The sequence below is a fragment of the Phycicoccus sonneratiae genome (assembly GCF_016887965.1).
Lineage (GTDB): Bacteria > Actinomycetota > Actinomycetes > Actinomycetales > Dermatophilaceae > Phycicoccus > Phycicoccus sonneratiae.
Window position 1 is genome coordinate 17,737 of record NZ_JAFDVD010000001.1, and the last position, 26,233, is coordinate 43,969.

Annotated in this window: 25 protein-coding genes; 13 read left to right on the top strand and 12 right to left on the bottom strand. The window is 74.4% G+C overall.

All coding sequences use genetic code 11. From position 1 onward, the window contains the following. Positions 1-8 precede the first annotated feature (8 nt). The 5 genes from JQN70_RS00070 (at position 9) to cuyB (ending at position 4,926) form a co-directional block, all read left to right on the top strand. Positions 9-971 carry a DUF4397 domain-containing protein gene (locus JQN70_RS00070; protein ID WP_204129278.1) on the top strand — a complete coding sequence of 321 codons (963 nt, stop codon included), beginning with the start codon at positions 9-11 and terminating at the stop codon, positions 969-971. Beyond that, positions 968-2,113, top strand: coding sequence for a glycosyl hydrolase family 8 (locus JQN70_RS00075; RefSeq protein WP_204129279.1), 1,146 nt, complete (start codon positions 968-970; stop codon positions 2,111-2,113). The genes JQN70_RS00070 and JQN70_RS00075 overlap by 4 nt, the downstream gene beginning before the upstream one ends. Then, the gene (locus JQN70_RS00080) at positions 2,110-2,862 is read left to right on the top strand and encodes a class F sortase (RefSeq protein WP_204129280.1); all 753 of its coding nucleotides are present in this window, start codon (positions 2,110-2,112) and stop codon (positions 2,860-2,862) included. The genes JQN70_RS00075 and JQN70_RS00080 overlap by 4 nt, the downstream gene beginning before the upstream one ends. A gap of 82 nt (positions 2,863-2,944) precedes the next feature. Then, complete coding sequence (locus JQN70_RS00085) at positions 2,945-4,189, top strand: carboxylate--amine ligase (RefSeq protein ID WP_204129281.1); 1,245 nt, start codon at positions 2,945-2,947, stop codon at positions 4,187-4,189. Next, positions 4,186-4,926: a cysteate racemase gene (gene cuyB / locus JQN70_RS00090; protein WP_239110344.1), complete on the top strand. Its 741-nt coding sequence runs from the start codon at positions 4,186-4,188 to the stop codon at positions 4,924-4,926. Before JQN70_RS00085 ends, cuyB begins: the two co-directional genes overlap by 4 nt. Before the next feature lie 9 nt (positions 4,927-4,935). Here the strand turns inward: cuyB and JQN70_RS00095 are convergent, their stop codons facing one another. The 4 genes from JQN70_RS00095 to JQN70_RS00110 all read right to left on the bottom strand — a co-directional run bounded on the left by JQN70_RS00095 (position 4,936) and on the right by JQN70_RS00110 (position 9,736). Next, complete coding sequence (locus JQN70_RS00095) at positions 4,936-5,613, bottom strand: HNH endonuclease family protein (protein WP_204129282.1); 678 nt, start codon at positions 5,611-5,613, stop codon at positions 4,936-4,938. Between the two features lie 208 nt (positions 5,614-5,821). Continuing rightward, positions 5,822-6,940: a galactose-1-phosphate uridylyltransferase gene (gene galT, locus JQN70_RS00100; protein WP_204129283.1), complete on the bottom strand. Its 1,119-nt coding sequence runs from the start codon at positions 6,938-6,940 to the stop codon at positions 5,822-5,824. Further along, positions 6,937-7,746 carry a DeoR/GlpR family DNA-binding transcription regulator gene (locus JQN70_RS00105; protein WP_204129284.1) on the bottom strand — a complete coding sequence of 270 codons (810 nt, stop codon included), beginning with the start codon at positions 7,744-7,746 and terminating at the stop codon, positions 6,937-6,939. Before JQN70_RS00105 ends, galT begins: the two co-directional genes overlap by 4 nt. Before the next feature lies 1 nt (position 7,747). Further along, positions 7,748-9,736: a beta-galactosidase gene (locus JQN70_RS00110; protein ID WP_204129285.1), complete on the bottom strand. Its 1,989-nt coding sequence runs from the start codon at positions 9,734-9,736 to the stop codon at positions 7,748-7,750. A 233-nt stretch (positions 9,737-9,969) separates the two neighbouring features. On the opposite strand from JQN70_RS00110, the gene JQN70_RS00115 reads away from it, so the two are divergent. From JQN70_RS00115 to JQN70_RS00150, 8 genes are all read left to right on the top strand, one after another. Continuing rightward, the gene (locus JQN70_RS00115) at positions 9,970-11,313 is read left to right on the top strand and encodes an ABC transporter substrate-binding protein (RefSeq protein WP_204129286.1); all 1,344 of its coding nucleotides are present in this window, start codon (positions 9,970-9,972) and stop codon (positions 11,311-11,313) included. Between the two features lie 114 nt (positions 11,314-11,427). Further along, positions 11,428-12,255 (top strand): carbohydrate ABC transporter permease, encoded by an 828-nt coding sequence (locus tag JQN70_RS00120; RefSeq protein ID WP_239110345.1) that lies wholly within the window; start codon positions 11,428-11,430, stop codon positions 12,253-12,255. Further along, the gene (locus tag JQN70_RS00125; protein ID WP_204129288.1) at positions 12,252-13,178 is read left to right on the top strand and encodes a carbohydrate ABC transporter permease; all 927 of its coding nucleotides are present in this window, start codon (positions 12,252-12,254) and stop codon (positions 13,176-13,178) included. Before JQN70_RS00120 ends, JQN70_RS00125 begins: the two co-directional genes overlap by 4 nt. After that, complete coding sequence (locus tag JQN70_RS00130; protein WP_204129289.1) at positions 13,175-15,334, top strand: alpha-galactosidase; 2,160 nt, start codon at positions 13,175-13,177, stop codon at positions 15,332-15,334. The genes JQN70_RS00125 and JQN70_RS00130 overlap by 4 nt, the downstream gene beginning before the upstream one ends. Positions 15,335-15,401: 67 nt before the next feature. Next, a complete protein-coding gene (locus JQN70_RS00135; protein ID WP_204129290.1) occupies positions 15,402-15,917 on the top strand; it encodes a hemerythrin domain-containing protein in 516 nt (171 codons plus the stop codon). 152 nt (positions 15,918-16,069) lie between these two features. Then, positions 16,070-16,354, top strand: coding sequence for a hypothetical protein (locus JQN70_RS00140; RefSeq protein WP_204129291.1), 285 nt, complete (start codon positions 16,070-16,072; stop codon positions 16,352-16,354). Positions 16,355-16,412: 58 nt separating this feature from the next. Continuing rightward, entirely contained in the window at positions 16,413-17,438 is a 1,026-nt protein-coding gene (locus JQN70_RS00145; protein WP_204129292.1) for a DUF5914 domain-containing protein, read from the top strand. Continuing rightward, positions 17,435-18,187 (top strand): SDR family oxidoreductase, encoded by a 753-nt coding sequence (locus JQN70_RS00150; protein WP_204129293.1) that lies wholly within the window; start codon positions 17,435-17,437, stop codon positions 18,185-18,187. Before JQN70_RS00145 ends, JQN70_RS00150 begins: the two co-directional genes overlap by 4 nt. Positions 18,188-18,196: 9 nt before the next feature. Here the strand turns inward: JQN70_RS00150 and JQN70_RS00155 are convergent, their stop codons facing one another. The 8 genes from JQN70_RS00155 to JQN70_RS00195 form a co-directional block, all read right to left on the bottom strand. Beyond that, the gene (locus tag JQN70_RS00155) at positions 18,197-19,807 is read right to left on the bottom strand and encodes an FAD-dependent oxidoreductase (RefSeq protein ID WP_307835726.1); all 1,611 of its coding nucleotides are present in this window, start codon (positions 19,805-19,807) and stop codon (positions 18,197-18,199) included. After that, positions 19,804-20,538, bottom strand: coding sequence for a class I SAM-dependent methyltransferase (locus tag JQN70_RS00160; protein WP_204129295.1), 735 nt, complete (start codon positions 20,536-20,538; stop codon positions 19,804-19,806). The genes JQN70_RS00155 and JQN70_RS00160 overlap by 4 nt, the downstream gene beginning before the upstream one ends. Further along, on the bottom strand, positions 20,535-20,855 hold the full coding sequence (locus tag JQN70_RS00165) for a lycopene cyclase domain-containing protein (protein ID WP_204129296.1): 321 nt from the start codon (positions 20,853-20,855) through the stop codon (positions 20,535-20,537). Before JQN70_RS00165 ends, JQN70_RS00160 begins: the two co-directional genes overlap by 4 nt. After that, positions 20,848-21,186: a lycopene cyclase domain-containing protein gene (locus JQN70_RS00170; protein ID WP_204129297.1), complete on the bottom strand. Its 339-nt coding sequence runs from the start codon at positions 21,184-21,186 to the stop codon at positions 20,848-20,850. Before JQN70_RS00170 ends, JQN70_RS00165 begins: the two co-directional genes overlap by 8 nt. A 5-nt stretch (positions 21,187-21,191) precedes the next feature. After that, complete coding sequence (idi, locus tag JQN70_RS20710) at positions 21,192-22,703, bottom strand: isopentenyl-diphosphate Delta-isomerase (RefSeq protein WP_307835727.1); 1,512 nt, start codon at positions 22,701-22,703, stop codon at positions 21,192-21,194. Continuing rightward, on the bottom strand, positions 22,700-24,208 hold the full coding sequence (gene crtI, locus JQN70_RS00185; protein ID WP_204129298.1) for a phytoene desaturase family protein: 1,509 nt from the start codon (positions 24,206-24,208) through the stop codon (positions 22,700-22,702). The genes idi and crtI overlap by 4 nt, the downstream gene beginning before the upstream one ends. After that, positions 24,205-25,320 carry a polyprenyl synthetase family protein gene (locus JQN70_RS00190; RefSeq protein ID WP_204129299.1) on the bottom strand — a complete coding sequence of 372 codons (1,116 nt, stop codon included), beginning with the start codon at positions 25,318-25,320 and terminating at the stop codon, positions 24,205-24,207. Before JQN70_RS00190 ends, crtI begins: the two co-directional genes overlap by 4 nt. A gap of 491 nt (positions 25,321-25,811) precedes the next feature. Next, complete coding sequence (locus tag JQN70_RS00195; protein ID WP_204129300.1) at positions 25,812-26,147, bottom strand: hypothetical protein; 336 nt, start codon at positions 26,145-26,147, stop codon at positions 25,812-25,814. Between the last annotated feature and the right edge of the window lie 86 nt (positions 26,148-26,233).

Sequence of the window (26,233 nt, forward strand, 5' to 3'; positions counted from 1 at the left end):
CCCCGGCCGTGGCCGGGCTGCGAGTCCTCGCCGTCCTCACGGCGGCGCTCGCCCTCGGCCTCGGGGCGCTCGTCCCCGCCACGGCGGCGGCGCCGGGTTCGACCCCACCCGCGGCCGACGGGATGGCGACCGCCTGGGTGCGGGCCGCCCACCTCGTGCCCGGCATGGGCACGGCGCAGATCAGCCTCGTGCCCTTCGCCGGCAGCGCCTCGGGCGACGTCACCAAGCCCGGCGTCCCGGCCGCCCCGCTGAGCGACGGAGCGCGCGTCGTCGCGCCGGCCGCCGGGTACGGCACCGCCGGTGACTACGCCCAGGTGCCGCAGGGCCTCTACACGGTGCAGGTGCGTGCGGCCGGTGCGCCGGCGACGAGCGCCCCGATGATCACGGGCACCCTCGACGCGCAGGCCGACCAGGCGTACACGCTCGCCGCGCTCGGCTCGAAGGACGCCCCGCGCATCCAGACCTACTCCGACGACCTGCGGCCGCCGAAGGCCGGCACCGCCAGCGTGCGGCTCCTGGCGGCCGCCACGCGGGCCTCCGCGGTCACGGTGACCGCACGCTCCGGCCCGGTCGTGGCCCGTGACGCGGAGTTCGGCCGGCCGACCGGCTACGCGGCCGTTCCCGACGGTCCGTGGACCCTCGACGTCGCGACGACGACGACCAGCGGGGGCGAGGCGATGCGGGGCGCGAGCACCACCGGCAAGGTCGAGCTGCGCAGCGGCGGGGTCTACACCCTGCTCGTCCTCGACGGCGCCTCGAGTGGCGTCAAGCTCCTGCCGCTCGTCGACGCGCAGGGGGTGCCGACCGCCCCCCGCGAGGGCGTCCAGACCGGTGGGGGCGGTGCCGCGCGGGCCCCGCGCCAGGGCGTGGACGCAGGGCTGGCGCTCGCCGGGCTCGGCGGGCTCGTCCTCCTCGGTGTGGGCCTGCACCGGCGGGTCGCGCTCCGTCCCCTCACCCGGGGCCGCCGGTGAGGGAGCACCCCCGCCGGGCCGTGGCGCTCGTGTCCGCGCTCGCGGTCGCCTGCGCCGCGGTCCTCGCGTGGGTCGTGACGGGTCCCGACGACGCCGCGCGGGGGCCCCGTGCGGCGTCCTCGCCGGCTCCGTCCGGGACGGGGCTCCCGGCGGGTCCCGACCTCACCGCGCGGTTCGTCGACGCCTACGTGGACCCCGACGGGCGGGTGGTGCGCCGCGACCAGGGCGGTGACACGGTGAGCGAGGGGCAGGCGTACGCGATGCTCCTCGCCGTCGCCGACCGCGACGAGGCCACCTTCGACCGGGTGTGGGACTGGACCGAGCGCGAGCTCGTGCGTCCGGACGGGTTGCTGTCGTGGACTTGGCGGGACGGGGCCGTCGTCGACGCGAACTCCGCGGCCGACGCCGACGTCGACGCGGCCCACGCCCTCGTCGTGGCGGGCGACGCGTTCGAGCGCCCCGACCTGCGCGCCGCGGGCGGCCGGCTGGCCACCGCGATCCTCGACCACGAGACCCGGACCACCCCGCTCGGCCGGGTGCTGGTCGGCGGTCAGTGGGCCGACGCGCCGCCCTACCGCGTCAACCCGAGCTACGCGTCACCCGCGGCCTACGAGGTGATCGGCCGGGCCACCGGCGACCGGCGCTGGACCGAGCTGGCCGACGGCGACCGCGCCGTGCTCGGGGCCCTCCTCGACGAGGCACCGCTGCCCCCGGACTGGGCCCAGGTGACCGAGGACGGACGGGTCGAGGCGATGCCCCCGTCGGGGGGCGGGTCCGTGGGCTACGGGCTGGACGCCCAGCGCGTCGCGCTGCGGTACGCCGCGTCGTGCGAGCCGGCCGACCGTGGTGTCGTCCGGCGCCTCGGGGCGGCCGTGCGCACCGACCGGGACGACGTGCGCGGGGTGTACGACCTCGGGGGGACCCCGACCGTCGCCTGGCAGCACCCGCTCGCGCTGACGTCGGCGGCCGCCGTGTCCGGCGTCGACGGCGACGCGCGCGCCGGCAGCGCCCTGCTCGCCGACGCCGCCACCCTCGACGAGCGCTCGAGCACCTACTACGGTGCGGCGTGGGTCGCCCTCGGGGAGCAGCTGCTCACCGACCCGAGGCGCCTGGGCGTCGACTGCGAGGGGGTGGCCTCATGAGTCCCGGACGAGCCGACGGCTCCTCGGCGACGCGTCGCCGGCCGCCGTGGACGCCCCGCACCGTCCTCGCCGGCCTCGGGGCCGCGGCGGTCCTCGCCGGGCTGTCCGTCGCCGGCTGGGCGGCCGCCCACCCCGAGCCCGCACGGCTGCCCCCTCCGGCGGCGGCCCGGACCCCGTCCGCGACCCCGACGCCGTCGGACTCGCTGGCGCCGCTGCCCTCGGCCCCGGACGTGCCCGACTCCGAGGTCGTGCACGACGCCGGCCCCAACGACGCGTCCATCCCGGTGCCGGTCACCGGCGTCCAGGCGCCGGCGGGCGACCGCCCGGTCGAGCTGCGCATCCCGGCCATCGGCGTGCGGACCCGCCTGGTCGACCTCGGCATCGCGAAGGACGGGACGATGCAGGTGCCGTCCGACTTCGGCGTCGCCGGGTGGCTCACCGCGGCGCCCGCCCCGGGGCAGCGCGGCCCGGCGGTCATCGCCGGGCACGTCGACTCGCACCGCGGGCCGGCCGTCTTCTACCGGCTGCGCGAGCTCGTCGCGGGTGACGAGGTGCAGGTCGTGCAGCGGGACGGGGACGTCGTCACCTTCACCGTGCGCTCGTCCCTCCACTTCGCCAAGGACCGCTTCCCGACCGACCGCGTCTACGGTCCGGCCCCGGGACCGGTGCTGCGGCTCATCACGTGCAGCGGCGAGATCGACCCGGTGAGCGGCCACTACGTCGACAACACCGTCGTCTTCGCCTCCTGAGACGTCGCGGCGATTCGGCCCGCCCGGGGGCGTGGTGGATGATGGGTGGCCGAGCCCACGGCCCCCGACGAAGGAACCCCGCGTGCCCCCTGCCGCCCCCGCCACGGACTTCCGCCCGGTCATCCTCGGCGGAGACATCACGGCCTACACGCTCGTGCGCACCTTCCACGAGGCGTACGGCGTGCGCCCGCTCGTCGTCAACATGACCGACGGCGGCCCCATCGCGCTCTCGACCCTCTGCGACCACGAGTACGTCGCCGGGTTCGAGGACCCCGACACCTTCGTCGCGGCCCTGGAGCGGGTCGGGCGCGAGAACGGCGGCGAGGGCCGGCCGCCGCTGCTGCTCGTCGCGGCCGGCGACTGGTACGTGCGGATGATCATCGAGCACAAGGACCGGCTCGGCGCCTGGTTCACCATCCCGTACATCGACCTCGACCTGCTCGACCGCATCGTCCGCAAGGACGTCTTCTACGGGATCCTCGACGAGGTCGGGGTGCCGCACCCGGCCACCGTCGTCGTCGACTGCTCGGGCGAGCACGGCGAGGAAGCCGGCCTGCCGTGGGACTTCCCGGTCGTCGCCAAGCCCGCCGACAGCGCGCTGTACCACTACGCCTCGTTCGAGGGGAAGAAGAAGGTCTACGTCTGCGACACCGCCGACGAGCTCGCCGACACCCTGCGCCGGGTGCGCGCCAGCAGCTACGACGGCAACTTCCTCCTCCAGGACTTCGTCCCCGGCGACGACACGAACATGCGCGTCCTCACCTGCTACTCCGACCGCGAGGGGAAGGTCCGCTTCGGCTCGGTCGGGCACGTCCTCCTCGAGGAGCACCACCCGCTGGCCATCGGCAACCCGTGCGTCATCATCACGACCGAGATCGACGAGGTCGTCGAGCAGGCGAGGCGCTTCCTCGAGCACATCGGCTACGTCGGCTTCTCGAACTTCGACCTCAAGTACGACCGCCGCGACGGCACGTACAAGTTCTTCGAGATCAACGTCCGGCTCGGCCGGTCGAACTTCTACGTGACGGCCGGCGGGAACAACGTCTCCGAGTGGTACGTCCGCGACTGGGTGCGCCACGAGCCGATGGAGGGACTGCACATCGCGCGCGGCGAGCACCTCTTCGCGTTCGTGCCGAAGTACGTCGTCAAGCACTACGTCCTCGACGAGGCGTTGCGCGACAAGGCGATCGGGCTGATGAAGGCCGGCCGGGCGAGCGACCCCAACGTCTACGCCCCGGACCTCACGCTCAAGCGGCGGGCGTACAACGCGGCGTACCACCTCAACCAGGTCCGCAAGTTCCGCGAGCACTTCACGGACCGCCGATGACGGGGGCCGACGTCGCTCCCGAGGTCCCGGTGCACGGGATGCCCGGCGGCGTGCTCGGGGGGCTGGGGCCGGCGGCGACCGTGCACTTCCTGCGCCGGGTCGTCGAGCTCACCGACGCCTCCCGCGACCAGGACCACGTCGACCTGCTCGTCTGGCAGACCGGCTCGACCCCCGACCGCAGCGGCTTCCTGCGCGGCGACAACGAGAGCCCGGAGCCCGCGCTCGTCGCGGCGGCGCAGGCCCTCGAGCGGGCCGGCGCGACGTTCGTCGCCATCCCGTGCAACACCGCGATCGTCTGGGTCGAGCAGATGCGCGCCGCCGTCGGCATCGAGGTCCTCGACACCGTCGACGAGACGGTCGCGGCGGCCCGCGAGGCGGTGCCCGGGCTGACCCGGCTCGGGCTGCTCGCCACCGACGGCACGCTCTCGACCGGCACCTACGCGGCGGCGGCCGAACGGGCGGGGATCGAGCTCGTCGTGCCCGACCCCGACGTGCAGCGCGAGACGATGTCGGTCATCTACGACGGCGTGAAGGCCGGGAACCCGGTGCCGCGCGACCGGTTCGACGCCCTCGTCGAGCACCTGCGGGGGAGGGGCGCCGAGGCCGTGGCGCTCGGCTGCACCGAGCTGTCGGTGCTGCGCGGCGAGCTGGGGGTCGAGGACCCCACGGTCGTCGACTCGCTCGACGCCGTGGCCGTCGCGACCATCCGCCGCGCCGGCGGCCGCCTCCGCCCGTGACCCGACGGGTCAGCAGTCGGTGTCGAGCATCCCCGTCAGGGCGGTCTTCTCGGCGCTGTCGACCTCGAGGTCGTACTGGTCCTTGACCTCGATCCACGAGCGGGCGTACTCGCAGCGCCAGCCGCTCGCCGGGGGCTGCCACTCGGCGGGGTCCTGGTCGGACTTGCTGCGGTTGCTCGAGGCGGAGACGGCGATGAGCTGGGGGATGGACAGGTCGTTGGCGAAGACCTCGCGCTTCGCATCGGTCCACAGGTTCGCGCCCGACCCCCAGGCCTCGGCGAGCGGGACGACGTGGTCGATGTCGAGGTCGCTGGAGTTCGTGAACGTCGTGTCGTCGTAGACGCTGCGCCAGGTGCCGCCCGTGGCGTGGCACGTCGAGTCGGTGGTGACGCCGGAGCCGTCGCGCTCGAGGACGGTCTCGCGCGTGTCGCAGCTGCCGCTGATGGTGATCCAGTGCTTGAACTCGGTGCGGTCGTAGCCGACGTTGTCCTCGTAGCCGACGTGCAGGCCGGCGAGCATCGTGCGGGAGTCGGCGACCGAGGGCGGGGCCGGCGGGAGGGCCTGCGCGGCGGAGGCGACGGCGGGCGCACCGGCGAGGGCGAGGCCGAGGGCGACGGCGGTACGGCGCAGGGCGGTGCGGGCGCGGCGGGTCGGGCGGGCGGACGGCGGCGGCGTGGAGGTGGTCACGGGCGTCGAGCCTGCCCCCGCTCCGGTCGGGACAGGGCCAAGTGCGGGTGAACAGCCCGTTCGGATCGGGTCAACCCCGACCCAAGAAGGTCAGCGGCGGCTCTCTCTCGGCCCGTTTCCCCGACTTCGTGGGGCAGCAGCTGCCGACACGCCGCCGCGACCGGCGATTCGGCGGACTGTGGCCCACAAGGTCGGGGAGGGAGGCGGTTCAGCGGGCGAGCTCGCGCAGCCGGGCGGCGACGGCCTCGGGCCGTGTGTCGGTGACCCAGCCGCCGACCCCGCTCTCGGACCCTGCGAGGTACTTGAGCTTCCCCGGACCCCGCAGCACCGACATCACCTGGAGCAGCAGACGTGAGACGTCGCGCCCGGTGCGGGTCGGCGCCTGGTGCCACGCGGCGATGTACGGCAGCCGCACGCTCGCCCCGTCGTCACCGACGAAGTACCCGTCGAGGAGTCGGAGCAGCTCGAGGTAGACGTGCGCCAGCTCGTCGCGCTCGGCGTCGTCGAGCGCCACGAGGTCGGGCACGTCGCGGTGCGGCGCGAGGTGCACCTCGACCGGCCAGCGCGCCGCGTACGGCACGTAGGCGGTCCAGTGCTCACCGGTGAGGACGACGCGCGAGCCGTCGGCCTGCTCGGCCGCCAGCAGGTCGGCCCCGAGCAGCCGGCCGGTCCGCGCGTGGTGCTCGGTCGCGCGGGCGAGCATCTCGGCCGTGCGCGCCGGCACGTACGGGTACCCGTAGACCTGCCCGTGCGGGTGGTGCAGGGTCACCCCGATCTCCTGGCCGCGGTTCTCGAAGCAGAAGACGTGCGCGACGTCGGGGTCGGCCCCGAGCTCGGCGGTGCGGTCGGCCCAGACGTCGACGACGGTGCGCACCCGGTGCGGGCTCAGCGCCGCGAAGGTCGACTCGTGGTCGCTCGTGAAGCAGACGACCTCGGTGCGCCCGAGCGCCGGAGCGTGGAGGTAGCCCTCCGGAGCCGACACGTCGTCGACGGCCACCGGTGCGTAGGACGGGAACCGGTTCTCGAAGACGACGACGTCGTAGTCGGCGTCGGGCACCTCGGACGGCACGCTCCCGCGCCCCGTGGGGCACAGCGGGCACTCGTCGCGCGGGGGGAGGAAGGTGCGGTGCATCCGGTGGCCCGCGACCGCCACCCAGTCGCCGGTCAGCGCGTCGTGCCGGATGTGGCCGGCCGCCGCCCGCGGCCCGAGCTCGCGGGAGTCGACGGCGGTCCGGGCCGGGGCCTCGGCCGTGTCGTCGAAGTAGATGATCTGCCGGCCGTCCGCGAGGCGTGAGACGGTGCGCCGGACGTCGTGGGTGACGGTCATCCGGCCGCCTCGGACCGCGGGCTGCGACCGCGCCCGGGGGCCGCGAGGACGAGCTGCTCGACCTGCTCCTCGAGCACCTGCCGCGCGCGGGCGCCGATGCCGGAGTCGGTGATGAGGGTGTCGACGGCGTGGAGGTCGAGGAAGCTCGAGAGGCCGACGATCCCCATCTTCGAGTGGTCGGCGAGCACGCAGACCGACCGGCTCGAGCGCACGAGCGCCCGGTTGGTCTCGGCCTCGACGAGGTTGGGGGTCGTCAGGCCCGCGGAGCGGTCGATGCCGTGCGCGCCGAGGAAGAGCCGGTCGACGTGCAGCCCCTGGAGCGCCGAGACCGCGACCGGCCCGACGAGGGCGTCCGAGGGGGTGCGCACCCCGCCCGTGAGGACGACGACGTGCCCCGCGGCCTGGGCCTCGTGCAGCAGCTGGGCGACCGGCACCGAATTCGTCACGACGGTGAGGTGCGGGACGTCGCGCACCGCCCGCGCGAGCTCGTAGGTGGTCGTCCCCGCGGAGATGCCGATCGTCGCGCCGGGCTGCACGAGCCGCGCCGCCTCCTGGGCGATGGCCTGCTTCTCGGCCGTCATGAGCGTCGACTTGGCGGTGAACCCGGGCTCGTCGGTGGCCCGGGGGGAGATCGCGACGGCGCCGCCGTGCACGCGCTCGAGGAGCCCCTCGCCGTCGAGCCGCTCGATGTCGCGGCGCACGGTCATGTCCGAGACGCCGAGCTGGTCGACGAGCTCGGAGACCCGGGCCGCCCCGTGCTCCTCGACGATGGCGAGGATCGCCGCCCGGCGCTGGTTCGCGAGCATCTCAGGCCTCCCGGATGACGGCCGCGGTGCGCGCGGCGACGGTGGTGGACGGCCCGACGTCGGTGCCGGAGACCAGGTCGTGCCCGGTCGTGTCGAGCGTGGCGTCGGCGTCGGTGTGGTTGAGGACGAACAGCCACGAGCCGTCGGCCGAGCGCCTGCGGACGACCTCGACGCCCGGCGGGACGGCGGCGGCCGCCGCGACCCCGGCGTCCTCGACCACCCGCTCGAGGAGGGTACCGAGCGTGGCGTCGTCGGGCAGCGTCCCGAGGTACCACGCCGCGCCCTCGCCGACCGCGCGGCGGGTGACGGCGGGCCGGCCGGCCAGCGGGCCGTCACCGTACGTGTGCAGCACCTCGGCTTCGCCGGCGCGGGCGTCCTCGGACCACACCGTGCCGTGCCCGCCGCCGTCGAGGGCGACGCGCTCGCCGACCCGCAGCGGGAAGAGCTCCTCGACGCGCACGCCGAGCAGGTCGCGGAAGGCGCCGGGGTAGCCACCGAGGCGCACGTGGTCGTCGGGGTCGGCGATGCCCGAGAAGTAGGTGACGACGACCTGTGCCCCGGCCTCGGCGGCGGCGGCGACGGCGGCGGCGGCCTCGTCGGACACGAGGTAGAGCGTGGGGACGACGACGACCCGGTACCGCGCGAGGTCGGCGTCCGGGTGGACGACGTCGCAGGTGACGCCCCGGTCGCGCAGCAGGCGGTGCACCGTGTGCGCGGCCGCGGGGTAGTCGATCGCCGTCGACGGCATGCACGGCCCGGCGACGGCCCACTGGGCCTCGTGGTCGAAGAGCACCGCGACGTCGGCCTCGACGCGGGACCCGACGACCTCGCCGAGGCGGCCGGCGACCGCACCGAGCGCGCAGACCTCGCGGAAGCGGTCGCTGTCCTCGCCGGCGTGGGGGACCAGGGCCGAGTGGAACTTCTCGGAGCCCGCCCGCGACTGCCGCCACTGGAAGAACCCGAGCGTGTCGGCGCCGCGGGCCACGTGGGTGAGGGAGTCGAGGAGGGTGTCGCCCGGGCGCTTGGCCGGGTTGACCGGCTGCCAGTTGACCGCGCTCGTCGAGTGCTCCATGAGCATCCACGGGGCGCCGCCGGCCAGGCCGCGGGTGAGGTCGCCGTGGAAGGACAGCTCGGCGCGGGGGTGCTCGAGGGCGTCGACGACGTAGTGGTCGGTGCTCACGACGTCGAGGTGCGGCGCCCAGTCGCTGTAGTCGAGCAGCCGGAAGGTGCTCAGGGTCATGAAGTTCGTCGTCACCGGCACCCCGGCCGAGTGCCTGCGGATGACCTCCTTCTCGGCGAGGAAGAAGTCGAGGAGGGTGTCGGACCCGAAGCGCGAGTAGTCGAGGACGTGGGTGGGGTTGTTGAAGGTCGTCGAGAGCCGGGGCGGGAGGACCTCGTCCCACTCGGCGTAGCGCTGGCTCCAGAAGGCGGTGTCCCACGCCTCGTTGAGCGCGTCCGTCGTCGTGTACCGGTGCTCGAGCCAGCGCCGGAAGGCGGCCGCGCAGGTGTCGCAGTAGCAGGGCAGGTTGTGGCAGGCGTACTCGTTGGAGACGTGCCACATCGCCAGCGCCGGGTGGTCGTGGTAGCGGGCGGCCATCCGGTCGGTGAGGGAGAGGGCGAGGTCGCGGTACAGCGGCGAGCTGGGGCACCAGGCCTGCCGGCTGCCCGGCCAGAGCGTGTGTCCCTCGCGGTCGACCGGGAGGATCTCAGGGTAGGCGGCGCTCAGCCACGGGGGCGGGGTGGCCGTGGCCGTCGCGAGGTCGACGGCGATGCCGTGGCGGTGCATGAGGTCCATGACCTCGTCGAGCCAGCCGAACTCGTACTCGCCCTTGGTCGGCTCCAGCCAGGACCACGAGAACACCCCGAGGGTGACGAACGAGACGCCGGCCTCGGCCATGAGGCGGACGTCGTCGGCCCACACCTCGCGCGGCCACTGCTCGGGGTTGTAGTCCCCACCGAAGGCGACGCGGTCGTCGGGCCATGGACGCATGCCGGACAGTCTGTTGCCGGAAACCGACATGTGTCAACAGATACGAACATCGATGTCCGACCGCCGCTGACAGCCTCGATGTGGGTGAGTCACGCCGTGGGACACCGAATCGTGACCGACAACCGTCGACAGACCCCTTGACAGCACTCGGCCGGACTGGACACACTCGGCCGCATCGGATGTTCGTTTCTGATCGAAGTTGTCGGAAGCGCCCCACGTCAAAGGAGACACCCATGGCCCGCCCCGCTCCGCGCGAGAGCCACCTCGCCGGCACCCTCCCCGCGTCCGTCGGCGGCTTCGGCCGCCGGTCCCTCCTGCGCGGTGCGCTCGGCGTCGGCGCCCTCGGTGCCGCCGGGATGCTCACCGCCTGCGGCGACGACGGGGGCTCCGGCTCCGGCGCCTCGGCCAAGGCCGGCAACGTCAAGTTCGGCATCAACGAGGCCAAGGGCTCCGGGCCGGCCAACGAGCGCCTCCAGGCCATGGCCGACGCGTACGCGAAGAAGGCCGGCGTCACGGTCTCGGTCAACGCCGTCGACCACAACACCTTCCAGGAGAGCATCACCACCTACCTCCAGGGCAGCCCGGACGACGTGTTCACGTGGTTCGCCGGCTACCGGATGGCGCAGTTCGCCGAGGGCGGCCAGATCGCCGACGTCAGCGACGTGTGGCCCCTCGACGGCATCGGGGACGCCTTCAAGAAGGCCTCGACGGCGGCCGACGGCAAGCAGTACTTCGTGCCGGTCAGCTACTACCCGTGGGCGGTCTTCCACCGGAAGTCGGTCTTCGAGAAGAACGGCTGGACCCAGCCGACGACGATGGACGAGCTGACCGAGCTGATGAAGGAGATGCAGGGCAAGAAGATGACGCCCTTCGCCTTCGCGGCCAAGGACGCCTGGGCGCCGATGGGCACCTTCGACATCCTCAACATGCGGCTCAACGGCTTCGACTTCCACATGGCCCTCACCAAGGGCGAGAAGACCTGGGACAGCCCCGAGGTCAGGAACGTCTTCTCCACGTGGAAGACCCTCCTGCCCTACCACCAGGAGAACTCGCTGGGCCGCACCTGGCAGGAGGCCGCGACCTCGATGGCCAAGGGCGAGTGCGGGATGTACCTCCTCGGCACCTTCGTCGTCGACGGCGTGCCGACCGAGGCGCAGGAGGACCTCGACTTCTTCACCTTCCCGGCGCTCGACCAGACCATCGGCGCCGACGCCCTCGACGCCCCGATCGACGGGTTCTGCGTCGCCTCCGGCGCACAGGACGAGGAGGCCGGCAAGGCCTTCATCACGTGGCTCGCCAGCGCCGAGGCGGCCGACGCCGCGAACAACAGCGCGTCCGCGCCGTTCATCGCCGCCAACTCGGCCGCGAGCACCGCGAAATACGGCGAGCTGCAGAAGAAGTCGGTCGAGGTCGTCCAGAACGCGAAGTCCATCGCGCAGTTCCTCGACCGCGACACCAACGCCGACCTGGCGAACACCGTGATCACGGCCTCGCTCCAGGAGTTCATCAAGAAGCCGGACTCGATCGACTCGATCACGACCTCCATCCAGCAGCAGGCCAAGTCCATCCTCGGCTGAGGCCGGGACCGGGAGCCACCCATGTCAGCGACGACGTCCGTCCGACGAGCACGACGATCCAGAGCCCGCGTCGAGAAGCGCCGCGGGCCACGGGACCGGCTGGTCATCGGGTTGATGATCGGCATCCCCACCGTGCTGGTGGTCTGGCTGGTCTGGCTCCCGGCCCTCGGCTCGGTCCTGCTGTCCTTCACGAAGTGGAACGGCTTCAAGTTCAGCGCGATCCAGTGGGTCGGCACGCAGAACTACGTCGACATCGCGACGATCTACCCGCCCTTCTGGCCGGCCATCCGGCACAACCTCATCTGGCTGTTCTTCCTCTTCGTGCTCCCGACCGTGCTCGGCATCGTCCTCGCCGTGGTCCTCGACCGGGAGATGTGGGGGAGCCGGTTCTACCAGACGGCGTTCTACCTGCCGGTGGTGCTCTCGCTGGCTCTCGTCGGCTTCATCTGGCAGCTCTTCTACTCGACCGACCAGGGGCTCATCAACGAGGTGTTCGGCTCGAAGGTCGACTGGTACGGCGACCCGGACGTCAACCTGTGGGCGGTGCTCGTCGCGACCGCGTGGCGGCACACCGGCTACATCATGCTCATCTACCTGGCCGGCCTGAAGGGCATCGACGCGTCGCTGCGCGAGGCCGCCGCGGTCGACGGCGCCAGCGAGGTGAAGACGTTCTTCCACGTCATCTTCCCCGTGATGCGCCCGATCAACATGATCGTCCTCGTCATCGTCGTCATCGAGTCGCTGCGCGCCTTCGACCTCGTCTGGATCGTCAACAAGGGACGCAACGGCCTCGAGCTGATCTCGGCCCTGGTGTCGCAGAACGTCATCGGTGAGGCGACGCGGTACGGCTTCGGCTCGGCCCTCGCCGTGATCATGATGGTCATCTCGTCGGTGTTCATCGCGATCTATCTCCGCATCGTCTTCCGGGAGGAGCGCCGATGACCACCGCGACCGCACCCACCGCCGTCCCCACGACGACGAAGAACCCGCTGAGCGCTACCGGGGGAGGGGTCATCAACCGCCGCCGCGGTCGCATCGCGACGGTCATCATGGCCGTGCTCGCGGTCGTCTGGCTCTTCCCGCTCCTCTGGGCGCTGTACAACTCGTTCCGCGAGTACTCGTACACCCAGACCAACGGCTATCTGTCCTTCGGCGGGTGGACCCTCGACAACTACAAGGACGCCTGGGACCGCGGCAACTTCGGTCTGCACCTGAAGAACTCGCTGCTCATCACCATCCCGGCCGTGGTGCTGACGCTGTTCCTGTCCTCGCTGGTGGCGTTCGTCCTGGCCCGCTTCTCGTACCGGTTCAACCTCACCCTGCTCGGTGTCTTCCTGGCGGCGAACCTGCTGCCGCCCCAGGCGCTGCTCATCCCGGTGTTCAAGATGTTCCGGGAGATCCCGCTGCCGACGTTCATGAGCGAGAGCGGCACGATGCTCAACAGCTTCTGGGCGCTCATCCTCGTGAACACCGCCTTCCAGCTGGGGTTCTGCACCTTCGTGCTCAGCAACTACATGAAGACGTTGCCGCACGAGATCTACGAGTCGGCCGAGCTCGACGGCGCGAGCGTGTGGCGCCAGTACTGGCAGCTGACGATGCCGCTGGTGCGTCCGGCGCTGGCCGCCCTCGCCACGCTCCAGGTCACGTGGATCTACAACGAGTTCTTCTGGGCGACCGTGCTCATCTCCCGCGGCGACAAGTACCCGGTGACGAGTGCGCTGAACAACCTTCGCGGACAGTTCTTCTCGGACACCAACCTCGTGGCGGCCGGCTCGATCATCGTGGCGCTGCCCGTGCTCGTCGTCTTCTTCGCCCTCCAGAAGCAGTTCGTCTCCGGCCTGACCCTGGGGTCGACCAAGGGATGACCACCTCGACCACCGTCCTGCGCGGCGGCGGTGCCGCCGTGGTCCTGCACCACGGCGGCACCGCACTGCCCGCCGTCCTCCACTGGGGTCGCGAGCTCACCGACGCCGAAGCCGCAGACCTCGTCGCCGTCGGTCCGGGTCCGGTGCCCCACAACGCCCTCGACGCACCGTGGGACCTGTCGGTGCTCCCGACGTCGGCGGACGGCTGGCTCGGGACCCCCGGTCTCGCGGCCCATCGCGGTGGTGGTCACGCCGCGCCCCGCTGGACCGCGACGCTCGAACAGGCCGGGGCGACGGCCCGTGTCCGGGCCGTGGCCGAGGAGCTCGACGCGGTCGCCGAGCTGACCTACGCCCTCGACGAGCACGGCGTCCTCACGGTCTCCTCGAGCCTCACCTCGACGGCCGACGAGGGCACGGCGCCCCTCGACCTCGCCGCGCTGCGCACCCTGCTCCCGCTGCCGACCTGCGCCGACGAGGTGCTCGACCTGTCCGGGCGGTGGCTGCGCGAGCGGACGCCGCAGCGGCGCCCCCTAGCCGACGGCACGCTCGTGCGCACCGGCCGCCGCGGGCGCACCGGTCACGACGCGACGCTCCTGCTGACGGCCGGCACCGCGGGCTTCGGCTTCCGCCACGGCGAGGTGTGGTCGGTGCACGTCGCGTGGAGCGGCAACCACGAGCACCTCGTCGAGCGGCTGCCCGAGGGCGCGGGGGCGCACGCGGCCGTCATCGGCGGTGGCGAGGCCCTCGCGCCGGGGGAGGTGCGGCTCGGTCCGGGGGAGTCGTACGCGGCACCCGACCTCGTCGCGGTCTGGTCGGCCGAGGGGCTCGACGGCACGACCCGGCGGCTGGTCCGCCACCAGCGGGCCGGCTACGACGCGCGCACCGCCCGGCCGCGCCCGCTCGTCCTCAACACCTGGGAGGCGGTCTACTTCTCCTCCGACCTCGGGCAGCTGACCCGGCTCGCGGACACCGCCGCGGCCGTCGGCGTCGAGCGCTTCGTCCTCGACGACGGCTGGTTCGGCGGGCGCCGCGACGACACCCGTGGCCTCGGCGACTGGCGGGTGTCGGACGAGGTCTGGCCCGGCGGCCTGGGACCGCTCGTCGAGCACGTGCGCGGCCTCGGGATGGAGTTCGGCCTGTGGTTCGAGCCCGAGATGGTCAACCTCGACTCCGACCTCGCGAGAGACCACCCCGGCTGGGTGCTCGGGCCGGTCGCGGGCCCGACGCCGCCGTCGCGGCACCAGCACGTCCTCGACCTCACGAACCCCGAGGCCTTCGCCCACGTCCTCGAGGCGATGAGCGCACTCGTGGCCGAGCACGGCATCGCGTTCGTCAAGTGGGACCACAACCGCGACCTCCACGAGGCCGTGCGCTCCGACACCGCCGGGACCGACCGGCCGGCGGTGCACAGCCAGACCCTCGCGGCGTACCGGCTCATGGACGAGCTGCGCCACCGCCACCCGGACCTCGAGATCGAGTCCTGCTCCAGCGGCGGTGCGCGCGTCGACCTCGGGGTCCTCGCCCGCACCGACCGGGTGTGGACCTCGGACTGCAACGACGCCCTCGAACGGGTGGCGATCCAGCGCTGGACCGGCCTGCTCGTCGGCCCGGAGCGGATGGGCACGCACATCGGGCCGCCGCGTGCGCACTCCACGCACCGCGACCTCGACCTGTCCTTCCGGATGCTCGTGGCGCTCGGCGGGCACGCCGGCCTCGAGTGGGACCTCACCACGTGCTCGCCCGAGGACCTCGACGCCCTGCGCGCGTGGGCCGCCCTCTACAAGGAGCTCCGGCCGCTGCTGCACCACGGCGACGTCGTGCGCTCGGACCACCCGGACCCCGCCCTGGTCGTCGGTGGGGTCGTGGCACCCGACCGCTCCGAGGCGGTTCTCACCGTCGCCCAGGTCGCGTCCACCCGCGGCGTGACGCCGGGGCGCCTGCCGCTGCCGGGCCTGGACCCGGACGCACGCTACCTCGTGCGGGTGCGCCCCGAGGCCGGCCTGCCCGAGGTCGTGCAGACCTCTGCCGCACCGTGGTTCGACCGGGCACTCGACGAGGGGGTCGAGTTCGCCGCCCGTGTCCTGGGCGAGGTCGGGCTGCCGCTGCCGGTGCTGGCGCCGGCGCAGGGCTTCCTCCTCCACCTCACCCGCTGCTGACGAGGGGCGGTTGGGCGGGGCGTCGGCGGGTAAGTGCACCACGGACCGACGACCGAGGAGGACGACCGTGGCTGCGGAGGACGTGCTGCTCGACGCGCTCGTCGACCAGCACGCCCGCATCCGTGACCTCGCGCGCGCCGCCGTCGCGGCCCCGCCCGCCGCCCGGGCCGACGCCTGCGCGCGCCTGGCCAGGTACGTAGCGGTGCACGCGGCCGCCGAGCGGGTGGCCCTGAACCCACCGGGTCACGACACGGCCGGTGCGGCCCGGGCCGAGGCCGCGCTCGTCGCGACGATCGAGCGGCTCGACGACCTGGGCGCCCATCGGGGGTCCTCCACGGTCCAGCTCGGCCTGCTCGCCGACGTCCTCGTCAGGCACACCCGCGCCGGGGAGGACGAGGCCGTGCCGCGCTTCGTCGCCGCCCGCGACGACTTCGACCTCCGGTGGGCGGCAACCGCGCTCGACGCCGTCGAGGACCTCGTGGCCGAGACCGGGCCCACCGCCGAGGTGCCCGACGCGGCCGGCGTCCGGCACCAGCTGCGGGCCGCCCGCGAGGCGGTCCTCCGCCGGGTGCGCCACCGCTGAGCCGCCGGCGTTTCGGCGGGCCCCCGTGCGGGTACCACGGCCTCGCCGTCCCGCACCCGGCCGGACGCCCCGGACCCGGAGGTGCACATGCCCACGATCGGACGCCACCACCCTCGACGAGCACCCGGCTCCCCGACGACCGGGAGGCGTCGATGAGCCCGGCCCGGCTGAGCGACATCGGCGCCGCGTCGTGCCGCTCGTGCGGGCTGCTCGTCGGCACGCTGCGCGCGGAGCTCTCCTACAGCCCCGGGGTCGTGCCGGCGGTGCACTGGACGGAGGCGGGACGGCAGTGCCGCTGCCCGAGCACGCGCCTGCCGCGGCCGTCCGCCCTCCCCGCGGCCGTCCGGGTGCGGCTGCGCGACCTCGGGGCGGCGGCCGCCGAGGCCAAGCCGTGGGAGCAGCTCGCGGCCCGGCCGCCGCTGCACCTTCTCGTCTGACCCGGTCGCGGCGTCCGCGGCGCTTCCGGGCCCGGGCGGCAGCGGTTAGCGTGGGGCGATGAGCCTGCTGCGCACCGACCGGTCGTGGCGCGAGGACGTGCGGTCGCGGGTCCCGGTCCGCTACCTGCCGCAGACCACGCCGGACCACCTCCGGGGCACGTGGCGCGAGGCCCGTCCGGCCCGCATCGACCGCTCCGTCGCCGATGCCCTGGGCCGCCCGACGGGCGGGTGGCTCGTGGCCGGAGCGTCGACCGAGGTCCCCCGGGCCCGCTCGCTCGTCCGCACCGTCGCCGGGCGCGAGGTCGTCCTCTGGCGCGACGCCGACGGCGCACTGCTCGCCGGCCCGGGGGTCTGCCCGCACCTCGGGGCGCGGCTCGACGGCTGCGACGTCGTCGACGGCACCGTCCTCTGCCGCTGGCACGGGATGCCCCTCGGGCGCGACACCACCCCGCCGTGGAACACCCTCGCCGCGCACGACGACGGCGTCCTCGTGTGGGTCCGCGTCGGGCCGGTCGAGGACGGGGTCGACCCCTTCCCGCGCCCCGTGCTGGGGCAGCGTCCCGACGGCCCGGGCATCGCCTCGGTGGTGTCGCTCGTCTCCTCGTGCGAGCCCCGCGACATCGTCGCCAACCGGCTCGACCCGTGGCACGGCGCGTGGCTGCACCCGTACGCCTTCAGCGACCTGCGCGTCGACGACGACGCGTCGACCGACGACCGGCTCGTCCTCGACGTCGCGTACCGGCTCGGCCGCACCTTCGCGGTCCCGGTGCGGGCCGAGTTCACCTGCCCCGACTCGCACACGGTGCTCATGACGATCGTCGACGGCGAGGGGACGGGCAGCGTGGTCGAGACGCACGCGACCCCGCTCACCGCACCGGGGACGCACCCGGCCCGCACCGTGATGACCGAGGCCGTCGTCGCGACCTCCGACCGGGTCGGCTTCCGCCTCGCCCGGCGGCTGTCGAGGGCCGTGCAGGTCGGGATGCGCGCCTCGCAGCGGCAGCTGTGGGCCGACGACCTGGAGTACGCCGCGCGCCGCTACGAGCTCCGGCGGCGGGACGCGCACCGCGGGGAGGGTGCGTGAGGCCCGAGCTCGAGCCCGGCCGGGTGGCCGTGGTCACGGGCGGGGCACGCGGCATCGGGCTGGCCGTCGTCGAGGCGGTCGCGGCGCGCGGGGTCGGGGTGCTCTGCGTCGACCACCCGTCCGCGGACCCGGGCGCCGTCGAGCAGGCCTGCGCCGCAGCCGGGGTGCCGTTCGCGTTCGCCGCCGCCGACGTCCGCGACCGCGACGCGGTGCACGCGGCCGTCGCGCGGGCCGCCGATCTCGGGCCGGTGGCCTACGCGGTGAACTGCGCGGGTGTCGACGGCCTGCTCGGGGCCGCGGCGATGCCGGCCGAGGAGTGGCGGCGGGTGGTCGAGGTCGACCTCGACGGCGTGATGTTCGCCTGCCAGGCCGAGCACGACCTCATGGCCGGGCGGGGTGGCTCGATCGTCAACATCGCCTCGATGTCCGGGCACGTCGTCAACCGGGGCGTCACGCACGCGGCGTACTCGGCGGCCAAGGCGGGGGTCATCCACCTCGGGCGGGCGCTCGCCGTCGAGTGGGCGCCGTCCGGCATCCGGGTCAACTCGGTGAGCCCGGGCTACACGATGACCGCGATGACCCGCACCAACGCCCCGGAGGTCAACGCGGCCTTCGCCGAGCAGACGCCGATGGGCCGGCTGGCCGAGGTCGAGGAGGTCGCCGAGCCGGTCGTCTTCCTCCTCGGGTCGCGGGCCTCGTTCGTCACCGGTACCGACCTGCTCGTCGACGGCGGCTTCACGGCCTGGTGACGCCGTCGCTCAGCGGCGGCGCAGCCCGCGGGCGGCGCGCAGCCCGCGGCGCGCGAGCCCCGGGGCGCGGCCGAGCCGCGAGGTCAGCGGCACCGACCACACGCCGTGACCGGGGCGTCCCCACCCGGTCAGCAGGGCGTCGGCGGCGAGCCACCCGGTCGTCGCGGCGCGCTCCATGAGGGCGACGGGCAGGTCGCAGCGGACGGTGTCGCCGGCGAGGACGACGCGGGGGTCCGGGGTGGCGACGCCGGGCCTGGAGGCCCAGGGCTCGGTGCCGACGAGCACGCAGTCCTCGCGGACGAGCCACTCCTCGTGCACCGCCCGCAGCCGCTCGGTCTCGGGGTAGACCGCGTGGAGGGCGTCGAGCAGCGCGGCGCGCAGGCGCTCCTCCTCCGACCCGGGAGGCACGGCGTAGGCGTGCAGCTCGACGACCGAGCCGCCGTGTGCCGCAGCCCAGCTCGTCGCGTGGTCCTCGAAGCGCTCGAGCACCGACACGTTGTCGAGCGGGCCGTACCCGCTCGTCCCGAGGAAGGGCGGTCGGTCGGGTCGCACCGGACCGTCGAGCCAGAGCCGCCACACCGCGAACGGCGGCGCCGAGCGGACGGCGGCGACGGCGTCCCGCCACCGGGCGCCCTCGGCGGTCGCGCCCCCGAGCCCGGGGGAGGTCGCGACGAGCCGGCGCAAGCCGACCGGGTCGAGGGCGAGGACGACGGCGTCGGCCGGGGTGCCCACGACCCCGCCGCCGCTCCGGTCACGATGGCGCACGAGGAGGCCGCCGACCTCGGCGTCCTCGACCGCGTCGACCTCGCGCCCGACCCGCGTCTCCACGCCCAGCGAGTGCAGGTGGGCGCCGAGCGGCGCCCACAGCGTGCCGTCGGCCTCGTCGACGGGGACGTCGAAGAGCAGCCCCTCGGCGGACCCGACGAAGTAGAGGTGGAACATCGCGAGGAGCTCGGCTCCCGAGAAGTCGTGGGGGTCGGCGAAGAAGCTGCGCGCGAAGACCTCGAGCGCGAGGTGGCGGGCGCCCTCGGGGAAGCGCAGCCGGTCGAGGACCTCCGCGGCGCTCACGCCGTCGAGCGTCGAGAAGGTGCGGGGGAAGTCGACGTCGAGCAGCCCGAGCGCCTGCTCGACGTCGACGCCGCGCAGGCCGGCGAGGTCGAAGCTGGGGCTGCGGGCGACGAAGGCCGCGAGGTTCCAGGGCGGGGTCCGGGGGATGCCGGCGAACGAGTCGGACCCACCGCCCGACCGCACGAGCGGGTAGTCCTCGAGCGGGCGGAGCCGGTCGAGGGTGGGGTCGGTGCGGCGCAGCACCGCGCGCAGGTTGTAGTACTGCCGGAAGAAGGCGTGGAAGCCGCGCCCCATGTGCGCCGTGCCGCCGTCCGGCAGGACCACCGGCCACGACGACACCCGCCCGCCGAGCCGTTCGTCGCGTTCGAGGAGGGTCACCCGCACCCCGCGCTCGGCGAGGCCGAGCGCGGCGGTCATCCCGGCGATGCCGCCGCCGACGACGACGACGCGCGGGTCGGCCGGTGGGTCGGGGTCGGCGGCCGGTGCCGGGGGCGGGTGGAAGACGGCCCGGGGGTCGAGCCCGGGTCGCCAGCGCGCTCGGCGGGCGGTCACGACGGGGCGTGCCCGACGACGGTGTGGACGACGCCGTCCTGCCACCCCGGGTAGGAGCGGTGGCGCACGTCGACGAGGCCGGCGGCCTGGAGCCGGTGGCAGATGGTCGCGACCGAGTCGAAGTCGCGCACGCTCGTGTAGAGGTACCGGTGCAGGGGGACGTCGGAGCGCTTGACCACGGCCAGCGGGATGATCACGGTGTGGCACACCGCGGCCCAGATGGCCCGGGCCCGCAGGCTGCCGGCCACGGAGTAGTCGTGGACGACGAAGGCGCCCTCCGGCCGCAGCACGCGGGCGACCTCGCGCACGACCGCGTCGCGATCCGGCACGTTGCGCAGCAGGTACGCGCCGAGGACCCCGTCGACCGAGCCGTCCGGCAGGCCGCGCAGGTGGGCGAGGGCGTCGTCGACGACGAAGCGGACGCCGGCGGGCCACGGCTTGCGGTGCGCCTCCTGCACCATCCCGGCCGAGGCGTCGACCCCGGTGAGGTCGAGGTCCCCGCCCCCGGCCGCCGCCCACGCGTCGAGCACCGCACGCGTCGACGCGCCCGATCCGCAGCCGAGGTCGAGGAGGACGGGGGTGGGGCCGGCGGACCGGGGCAGCCCGGCGACGAGGGCGTCGGCCGCGGTGCGCAGCTGGTCGTGGTACCCGGGGGAGAGGGCGACCATCGCGTCGTAGGTCGGCGCCGCCCGGTCGAAGGCGTCGGCGAGCACCCAGTCGCGTCCGGTCATCGGGTCCGTCCCTCCTCGTGCCGACCGCGCCGCACCCAGAGCAGGAGGGTCAGGGTCACCATGCTGAACCCGAAGAGGAAGTCCTCGACGGGGATGTCCCACGGCCAGCGCACGCCGAGGGTCTGGGCGTCGTCGTACAGGACGATCGGTGCCGAGAGCTTCGTGAGCCAGCCGTCGACGAGCACCTGGAACGCGAAGACGATGGCCATCGCCGCCCAGTACTGCGCGGTGCGGAAGATGCCTGTGCGGAGCCAGAACCGTTCCGCGGCAACGGTGGCGAGCACGGAGAGGACGGCGAGCGCGGTGTACTCAGGCATCGCCGCGCCTCCTCCGCCAGAGCCCGAGGACGGTGCCGACCGCCTCGTACGTGAGCAGCCCGCAGAGCGGCACGACGACGAAGAACACGAGCTCCTCGAGCGGGACGTCGAGGGGCAGCAGGACACCCGTCGTGTACTGCGCGCTGTACGTCCAGTGCCCGCGGACGATGCCGAGGACGTCCCACGCCACGAAGACGACGACGACCGGCAGCAGCGCGACGAGGAGGCGGACCGGCCTGCGGTAGACCCGGGCCCGCATCGCCCACTCGAGCGGCAGCGTCACGAGGAGGCACCCGGCCATGAGCAGCAGGTACTGGTACCGGTCGTCCACGGGCCTCAGCCGGTCCCCGCCACGTCGCCCAGGCGGGCGGCCGGTGGCAGTGCGTCGAGGGGAGCGGCGGGCCACGAGTGCGGGTCGGACCCGAGCGCCGCCAGCAGGGGCACCTGCTCGGTGCACCAGGGCGAGACGGTGCGGCGGCCGGCGAGCACGTCGGCGGAGAACTCGGCCCACGGCACCCAGGTCGCGTCGTCGACCTCGTCGGGGTCGGGGAGCAGGTCGGCGGCCGACGCGCGGGCGACGAGGACGGGACACACCTCGTGCTCGACGAGGTGGCCCATCGCGGCGCGGTACCGGAACCCCGGCAGGACGACGCGCAGGTCCTCGAGGGCGACGCCGAGCTCGTCGCGGGCCCTGCGCCGGACGGCGTCCTCGAGGGGTTCGCCGGGGCCGGGGTGGCCGCACACGGTGTTCGTCACGACGCCGGGGAAGCTCGGTTTGCTCGCCGCCCGGGTCGTGACGAGCAGCCGGCCGGCGTCGTCGACGACGTAGCAGGAGAAGGCGAGGTGCAACGGTGTCGCGTCGTGGTGGACCGCCGACTTCGGGGCGGTGCCGGTGGGGCGGCCGGCATCGTCGACGAGGACGACGTCGTCGTCGGCGACCCAGCCGAGGTCGGGGACCTCGGCGGCGCGGTCGCGGGCGACGAGGCGCAGCGGGTCGCGGGCGGTGACCACCCGCGCGGCGAGGGCGGCCTTGGCCGGGGTGGGGACCCGGACCCGCTCGGCGAACACGTCGTACCCGGCGGCCTCGATGCGCTCGAGGATGCGCGCGTAGAGGACGCGGGCGGTCGCGACGCAGCGGCGGGAGGCGCCGGGCAGCGCGGCCAGGCCCTCGTCGGCCTCGCGGTAGAGGCGGCGGTTGCGGGCCACCTCGAAGGCCATGAGGGCCCGCCACTCCGGGGTCGCGGTGCGGGCCCACGGGTCGGCGCCGAAGCGGCGCAGGTCCTCCTGCGGGAGGTAGACCCGCCCGCGGTCGAGGTCCTCGCCGACGTCGCGCAGGAAGTTCGTCAGCTGGAAGGCCAGCCCGAGGGCGCGCGCCGGCTCGCGGGCCTCGCTCGTCGGGTGCAGCACGGGGAGCATCATCTCGCCGATGACCGCGGCGCTGCCGTCCATGTACCCGAGGAGGTCCTCCCAGGTCTCGTAACCGCGCCGGGTGAGGTCGGTGCGCATCGCGCCGAAGAAGCGGTCGAAGCACTCCGGCGGGATGCGCCGCTCGCGCACGGTCGTGGCGACGGCGGCGAGCACCGGGTCGGGCGAGCCGCCGGCCGCCACCGCCTCGTGGAAGGCGGCCTCGAAGGCGTCGAGGGCGGCGGCCGTGGACGGGCCGGGCTCGGGGCCGGCGAGGTCGACGATGTCGTCGGCGAGCCGGGCGAGGGTGTAGACGGCGAAGACGTGTCGGCGCTCCTCGCGCGGCAGCAGCCGGGCGCCCCAGTAGTAGGTGGTGCCGTGCTCGCGGGTGACCTCCGCGCACCGCGCGTAGCCGGCGGCGACGTGCGGGTCGAGGGTACTCACCGGACGGCCCCGACCTGCCGGCGCGGCCGCGGTGCAGCCCGACCGGCGTACTGCTGCACCCGTTCCGCGGCGAGCCGGCCGCTGACGAGGACCATCGGGATGCCGACGCCGGGGGTCGTGCCGGAGCCGGCGAAGACGAGCCCCGGCACCCGCCGGTCGACGTTCGCCGGTCGGAACGGCCCGGACTGGCCGAAGGTGTGGGCCAGCGCGAACGGCGTGCCGCGGTGCATGCCCTGTGACTCCCAGTCGGCAGGGGTGACGAGCCGCTCCTCGACGACGTCGGTGGGGTAGCCCTCGCGGCCGAGGAAGGCGTGGAGCCGCTCCCGCATCGGACCGGCCTCGCGCGACCAGTCGACACCGGACCCGGTGTGCGGCACCGGTTCGAGGACGTACAGCGTCGAGCAGCCGTCCGGGGCCATCGCGGGCTCGGAGGTGGTGGGCACGGTGACGAGGCGCGACGGGTCGGGCATCAGCTCGCCGCGGTCGACGAGGGCCTCGAAGGCGCTGTCCCACGCCCGCCCGAAGTGGATGTTGTGGTGGCGCACCCGCTCGTCCGGTCGCCCGCGGACCCCGACGTGCCAGACGACGGCCGACGGCGAGTACCGGCCCCGGCGCACCGTGCGGGGGGCGGGGACGCCGGGCAGCAACCGGTCGTAGGCGACGGGCAGGTCGAGGGTGCAGACGACGGCGTCGGCGGCGAGGCGCGCCCCGTCGGCGGTGGCGACGCCGGCCACCGCGCCGTCACCGCGGCGCAGGACCTCGGTGACCTCCACGCCGAGGTGCACCGGCACCCCCGCGTCCCGGAGCGCGGTGGCCATCGCCGACGGCACCGCGTGCATCCCGCCCTCGGGGTGGAAGACGCCGCGGACGGTGTCCATGTAGGTGATGACGGCGAAGAGCGCCCGGGCCTGCGCCGGGGCGACGCCGGCGTAGAGGGCCTGGAAGCCGAAGACGCGGTGCAGGCGCTCGTCCTCGAAGAACGACGCGAGGGTCGGGCCGAGGGCGCGCAGGCCGCCGAGGCGGAGCAGGCGCAGGGCGGTGACCGGGGAGCGGACGAGGTCGAGCGGGGTGTCGGTGTTGCGGTCGATGAAGGTGTCGAACTCGGTGTCGTGCAACGCTTCCAGCCACCCGACGAAGTGGTCGAAGGCCGCGGCGTCACGCTCGCCGGACACTCGCCGGACCTCCTCGCGCAGGTCGGACAGCGCGGCCCGGACGTGCAGCTCGGAGCCGTCGGCGTAGACCGCCCGGTACCCGGGGTCGAGGCGATGCATCGGGACGAGCCGCTCGGGGTCGCCGCCGACCGCCCGGATGGGGGCGTGGAGCAGCTCGGGCATCGTCATGACGACCGGCCCGGTGTCGAAGCGGAAGCCGCCGAGGCGCAGCGTGCCGGCCCGACCGCCGACGTCGTCCTCGCGCTCGAGGACGGTGACGTCGTGGCCGGCGGCCGTCAGGTGGCAGGCCGCGGCGAGCCCGGAGAGCCCCGCGCCGACGACGACGACCCTCACACCGACCGCCAGGCGACGGCCTCGGCGAGCCCGGCGAGGGCCTCCCGCGCCGAGGGGTCGAGGCCGAGGTCGTCGAGGGCGGCGTGCGAGCGGTCGACGAGGTCGGCCAGCTCGTCCTCGGCCCGCCGGCGCACCCCGGCCGCCTCCATCGCGTCACGCAGCGCCGCGACGGCGCCGTCGTCGACGCGCCCGGCGTCGCAGGCCTCGAGCAGCGGGCGGTCGGCGGCGGGGAGCATCTCCTCGGCCCACACGAGCAGGACCGTCGGCTTGCCGGCGAGGAGGTCGTCGCCGGCCGGCTTGCCCGTGACGTGCGGGTCGCCCCAGACGCCGAGGACGTCGTCGCGCAGGGCGAAGGCGTCACCGACGAGGTCGCCCCACGCGCCGAGCCGGGTGACGAGGTCGGTGTCGGCGCCGGCGACCAGGGCGCCGAGCTGGAGCGGCCGGGTGATGGTGTACCGACCGCTCTTGAGCCGCGCGATGCGGCGTGAGGTCTCGAGGTCGCGGCCGCGGCCGGCCGTGTGCGTGACGTCGAGGAGCTGACCCTCGACGAGCTCGGTGGCCATCACCCGCCAGGCCCGCGCCACCCGCGCCTCGCCGCGGGAGGCGAGCAGGGTCGCCTCGCTGAGGGCGAGGTCGGCGACGAGCACCGCGACGCTGTCGCCGTAGAGGTCGGCGTCGCCGAGGCCGCCGTGCGCCCGGTGGCGGGCGGCCGTCACGACGTGGAGGGTGGGTCGGCCGCGCCGCTCGGCGGAGCGGTCCATGACGTCGTCCTGGACGAGGGCGAAGAGCTGGAGGAGCTCGAGGGCCGCGGCGACCTCGACGAGCGCGGGGCGCGTGGCGTGGTCGCCGCCGGCGAGGCTCCAGCCCCAGCGGGCGAAGAGCGGGCGCAGCCGCTTGCCGTGGTGGCGCACCCGCTCGGCGAGCTCGCCGACGAGGTCGACGGCCAGCGGGCGTCCGGGTCCGGAGGAGGGGTCGCCGACCTCGAGGAGGATGCCGCGGAGCTGGCCGATGACGTCCTCGAGCAGGGCGTCGACCTCGTCGAGGAGGGGGCGGGCATCCGGGTCGTCGCGCAGCACCGCGAGGCTCACGGTGCTGGGCTCGGTGCTCGTCACGGTCCTGCCTCGTCCTGCTCGCGGGTCGCACGGGGTCCCGCACGATTCAACCAGTGAGGGATCTGCCCATCGAGCGCCGGGCAGAAACATTCGACAGGCCGGGCTGGGCCGGTCGCGCGGTCGGCCCGCCCGGCGGCCCTCGACACCGTCTGGATCGGCGCTGTCGGTGGCGAGCGGACGACGTGAGGGGCTCGGCGCCTCGGGAGTCGAGGGGCCGCGTCGCCCGATGAGCGCGATCTGCGGCACGAACGGAAGGTGCTCGGTCGGGGCCGGCACCCGGCGAAACCGGTGCCACCACCCCGGTTTCCCCGACCGCCAAGGATCTTGCGCGGGGTCGCGGCAACTGCAGCGTCATCGCGCAACGTCCCTGGCATCACGGTCAGGACGCGGAAGTCGGCGGGTGACGGGGAGACAACCGCGTCACCCGCCGGTTTCCGCGTCACCAGCGTGACCACGCGGAGTCCGGCGCCCATGGTCGGTCAGGGCCATCGTCACGTCCAGGGTGCTCGGCGACCCGTCCCGGCCGCCACCACGTCGAGCGCGATCCGGGCCACGGCCGCCGCGCCACCCTGGCGCAGCGACGGCGCGTGCTGGCGCACCCACAGCTGCACCTCGGACCCGGCGACCTCACCGCGGCGAGCGGCCTCGACCGCCACCGACACCCGCGCCGCCGACCCCAGGGCCACGACCTCGTCCAGCACGCCGAGCAGCTCGGCGAGCTTGCCCCCCGAGGCCGCCGCCAGCACCTCGCCGAACCCGGCCAGCGCCTCCCGCGCGGACTTGACACAGGAGCGGCGCTCCGCGAGTTCGGTTCTCCCCGTTGCCATACCGTCATTCTCGCGGCCACCACCGACAACCCGGGCTCGTGGCGCCGAGCCCTGTGGACAGCCCGCCGCAGCGCTGCATCTGGGGA

What these genes read in the sequence shown, in the direction of transcription:
- JQN70_RS00080 (WP_204129280.1), top strand. Translation starts at nt 2,110, where the DNA reads ATGAGTCCCGGACGAGCCGACGGCTCCTCGGCGACGCGTCGCCGGCCG.
- cuyB (WP_239110344.1), top strand. Translation starts at nt 4,186, where the DNA reads ATGACGGGGGCCGACGTCGCTCCCGAGGTCCCGGTGCACGGGATGCCC.
- galT (WP_204129283.1), bottom strand. Translation starts at nt 6,940, where the DNA reads ATGACCGTCACCCACGACGTCCGGCGCACCGTCTCACGCCTCGCGGAC.
- JQN70_RS00105 (WP_204129284.1), bottom strand. Translation starts at nt 7,746, where the DNA reads ATGCTCGCGAACCAGCGCCGGGCGGCGATCCTCGCCATCGTCGAGGAG.
- JQN70_RS00110 (WP_204129285.1), bottom strand. Translation starts at nt 9,736, where the DNA reads ATGCGTCCATGGCCCGACGACCGCGTCGCCTTCGGTGGGGACTACAAC.
- JQN70_RS00115 (WP_204129286.1), top strand. Translation starts at nt 9,970, where the DNA reads ATGGCCCGCCCCGCTCCGCGCGAGAGCCACCTCGCCGGCACCCTCCCC.
- JQN70_RS00120 (WP_239110345.1), top strand. Translation starts at nt 11,428, where the DNA reads ATGATCGGCATCCCCACCGTGCTGGTGGTCTGGCTGGTCTGGCTCCCG.
- JQN70_RS00125 (WP_204129288.1), top strand. Translation starts at nt 12,252, where the DNA reads ATGACCACCGCGACCGCACCCACCGCCGTCCCCACGACGACGAAGAAC.
- JQN70_RS00130 (WP_204129289.1), top strand. Translation starts at nt 13,175, where the DNA reads ATGACCACCTCGACCACCGTCCTGCGCGGCGGCGGTGCCGCCGTGGTC.
- JQN70_RS00140 (WP_204129291.1), top strand. Translation starts at nt 16,070, where the DNA reads ATGAGCCCGGCCCGGCTGAGCGACATCGGCGCCGCGTCGTGCCGCTCG.
- JQN70_RS00145 (WP_204129292.1), top strand. Translation starts at nt 16,413, where the DNA reads ATGAGCCTGCTGCGCACCGACCGGTCGTGGCGCGAGGACGTGCGGTCG.
- JQN70_RS00160 (WP_204129295.1), bottom strand. Translation starts at nt 20,538, where the DNA reads ATGACCGGACGCGACTGGGTGCTCGCCGACGCCTTCGACCGGGCGGCG.
- JQN70_RS00165 (WP_204129296.1), bottom strand. Translation starts at nt 20,855, where the DNA reads ATGCCTGAGTACACCGCGCTCGCCGTCCTCTCCGTGCTCGCCACCGTT.
- JQN70_RS00195 (WP_204129300.1), bottom strand. Translation starts at nt 26,147, where the DNA reads ATGGCAACGGGGAGAACCGAACTCGCGGAGCGCCGCTCCTGTGTCAAG.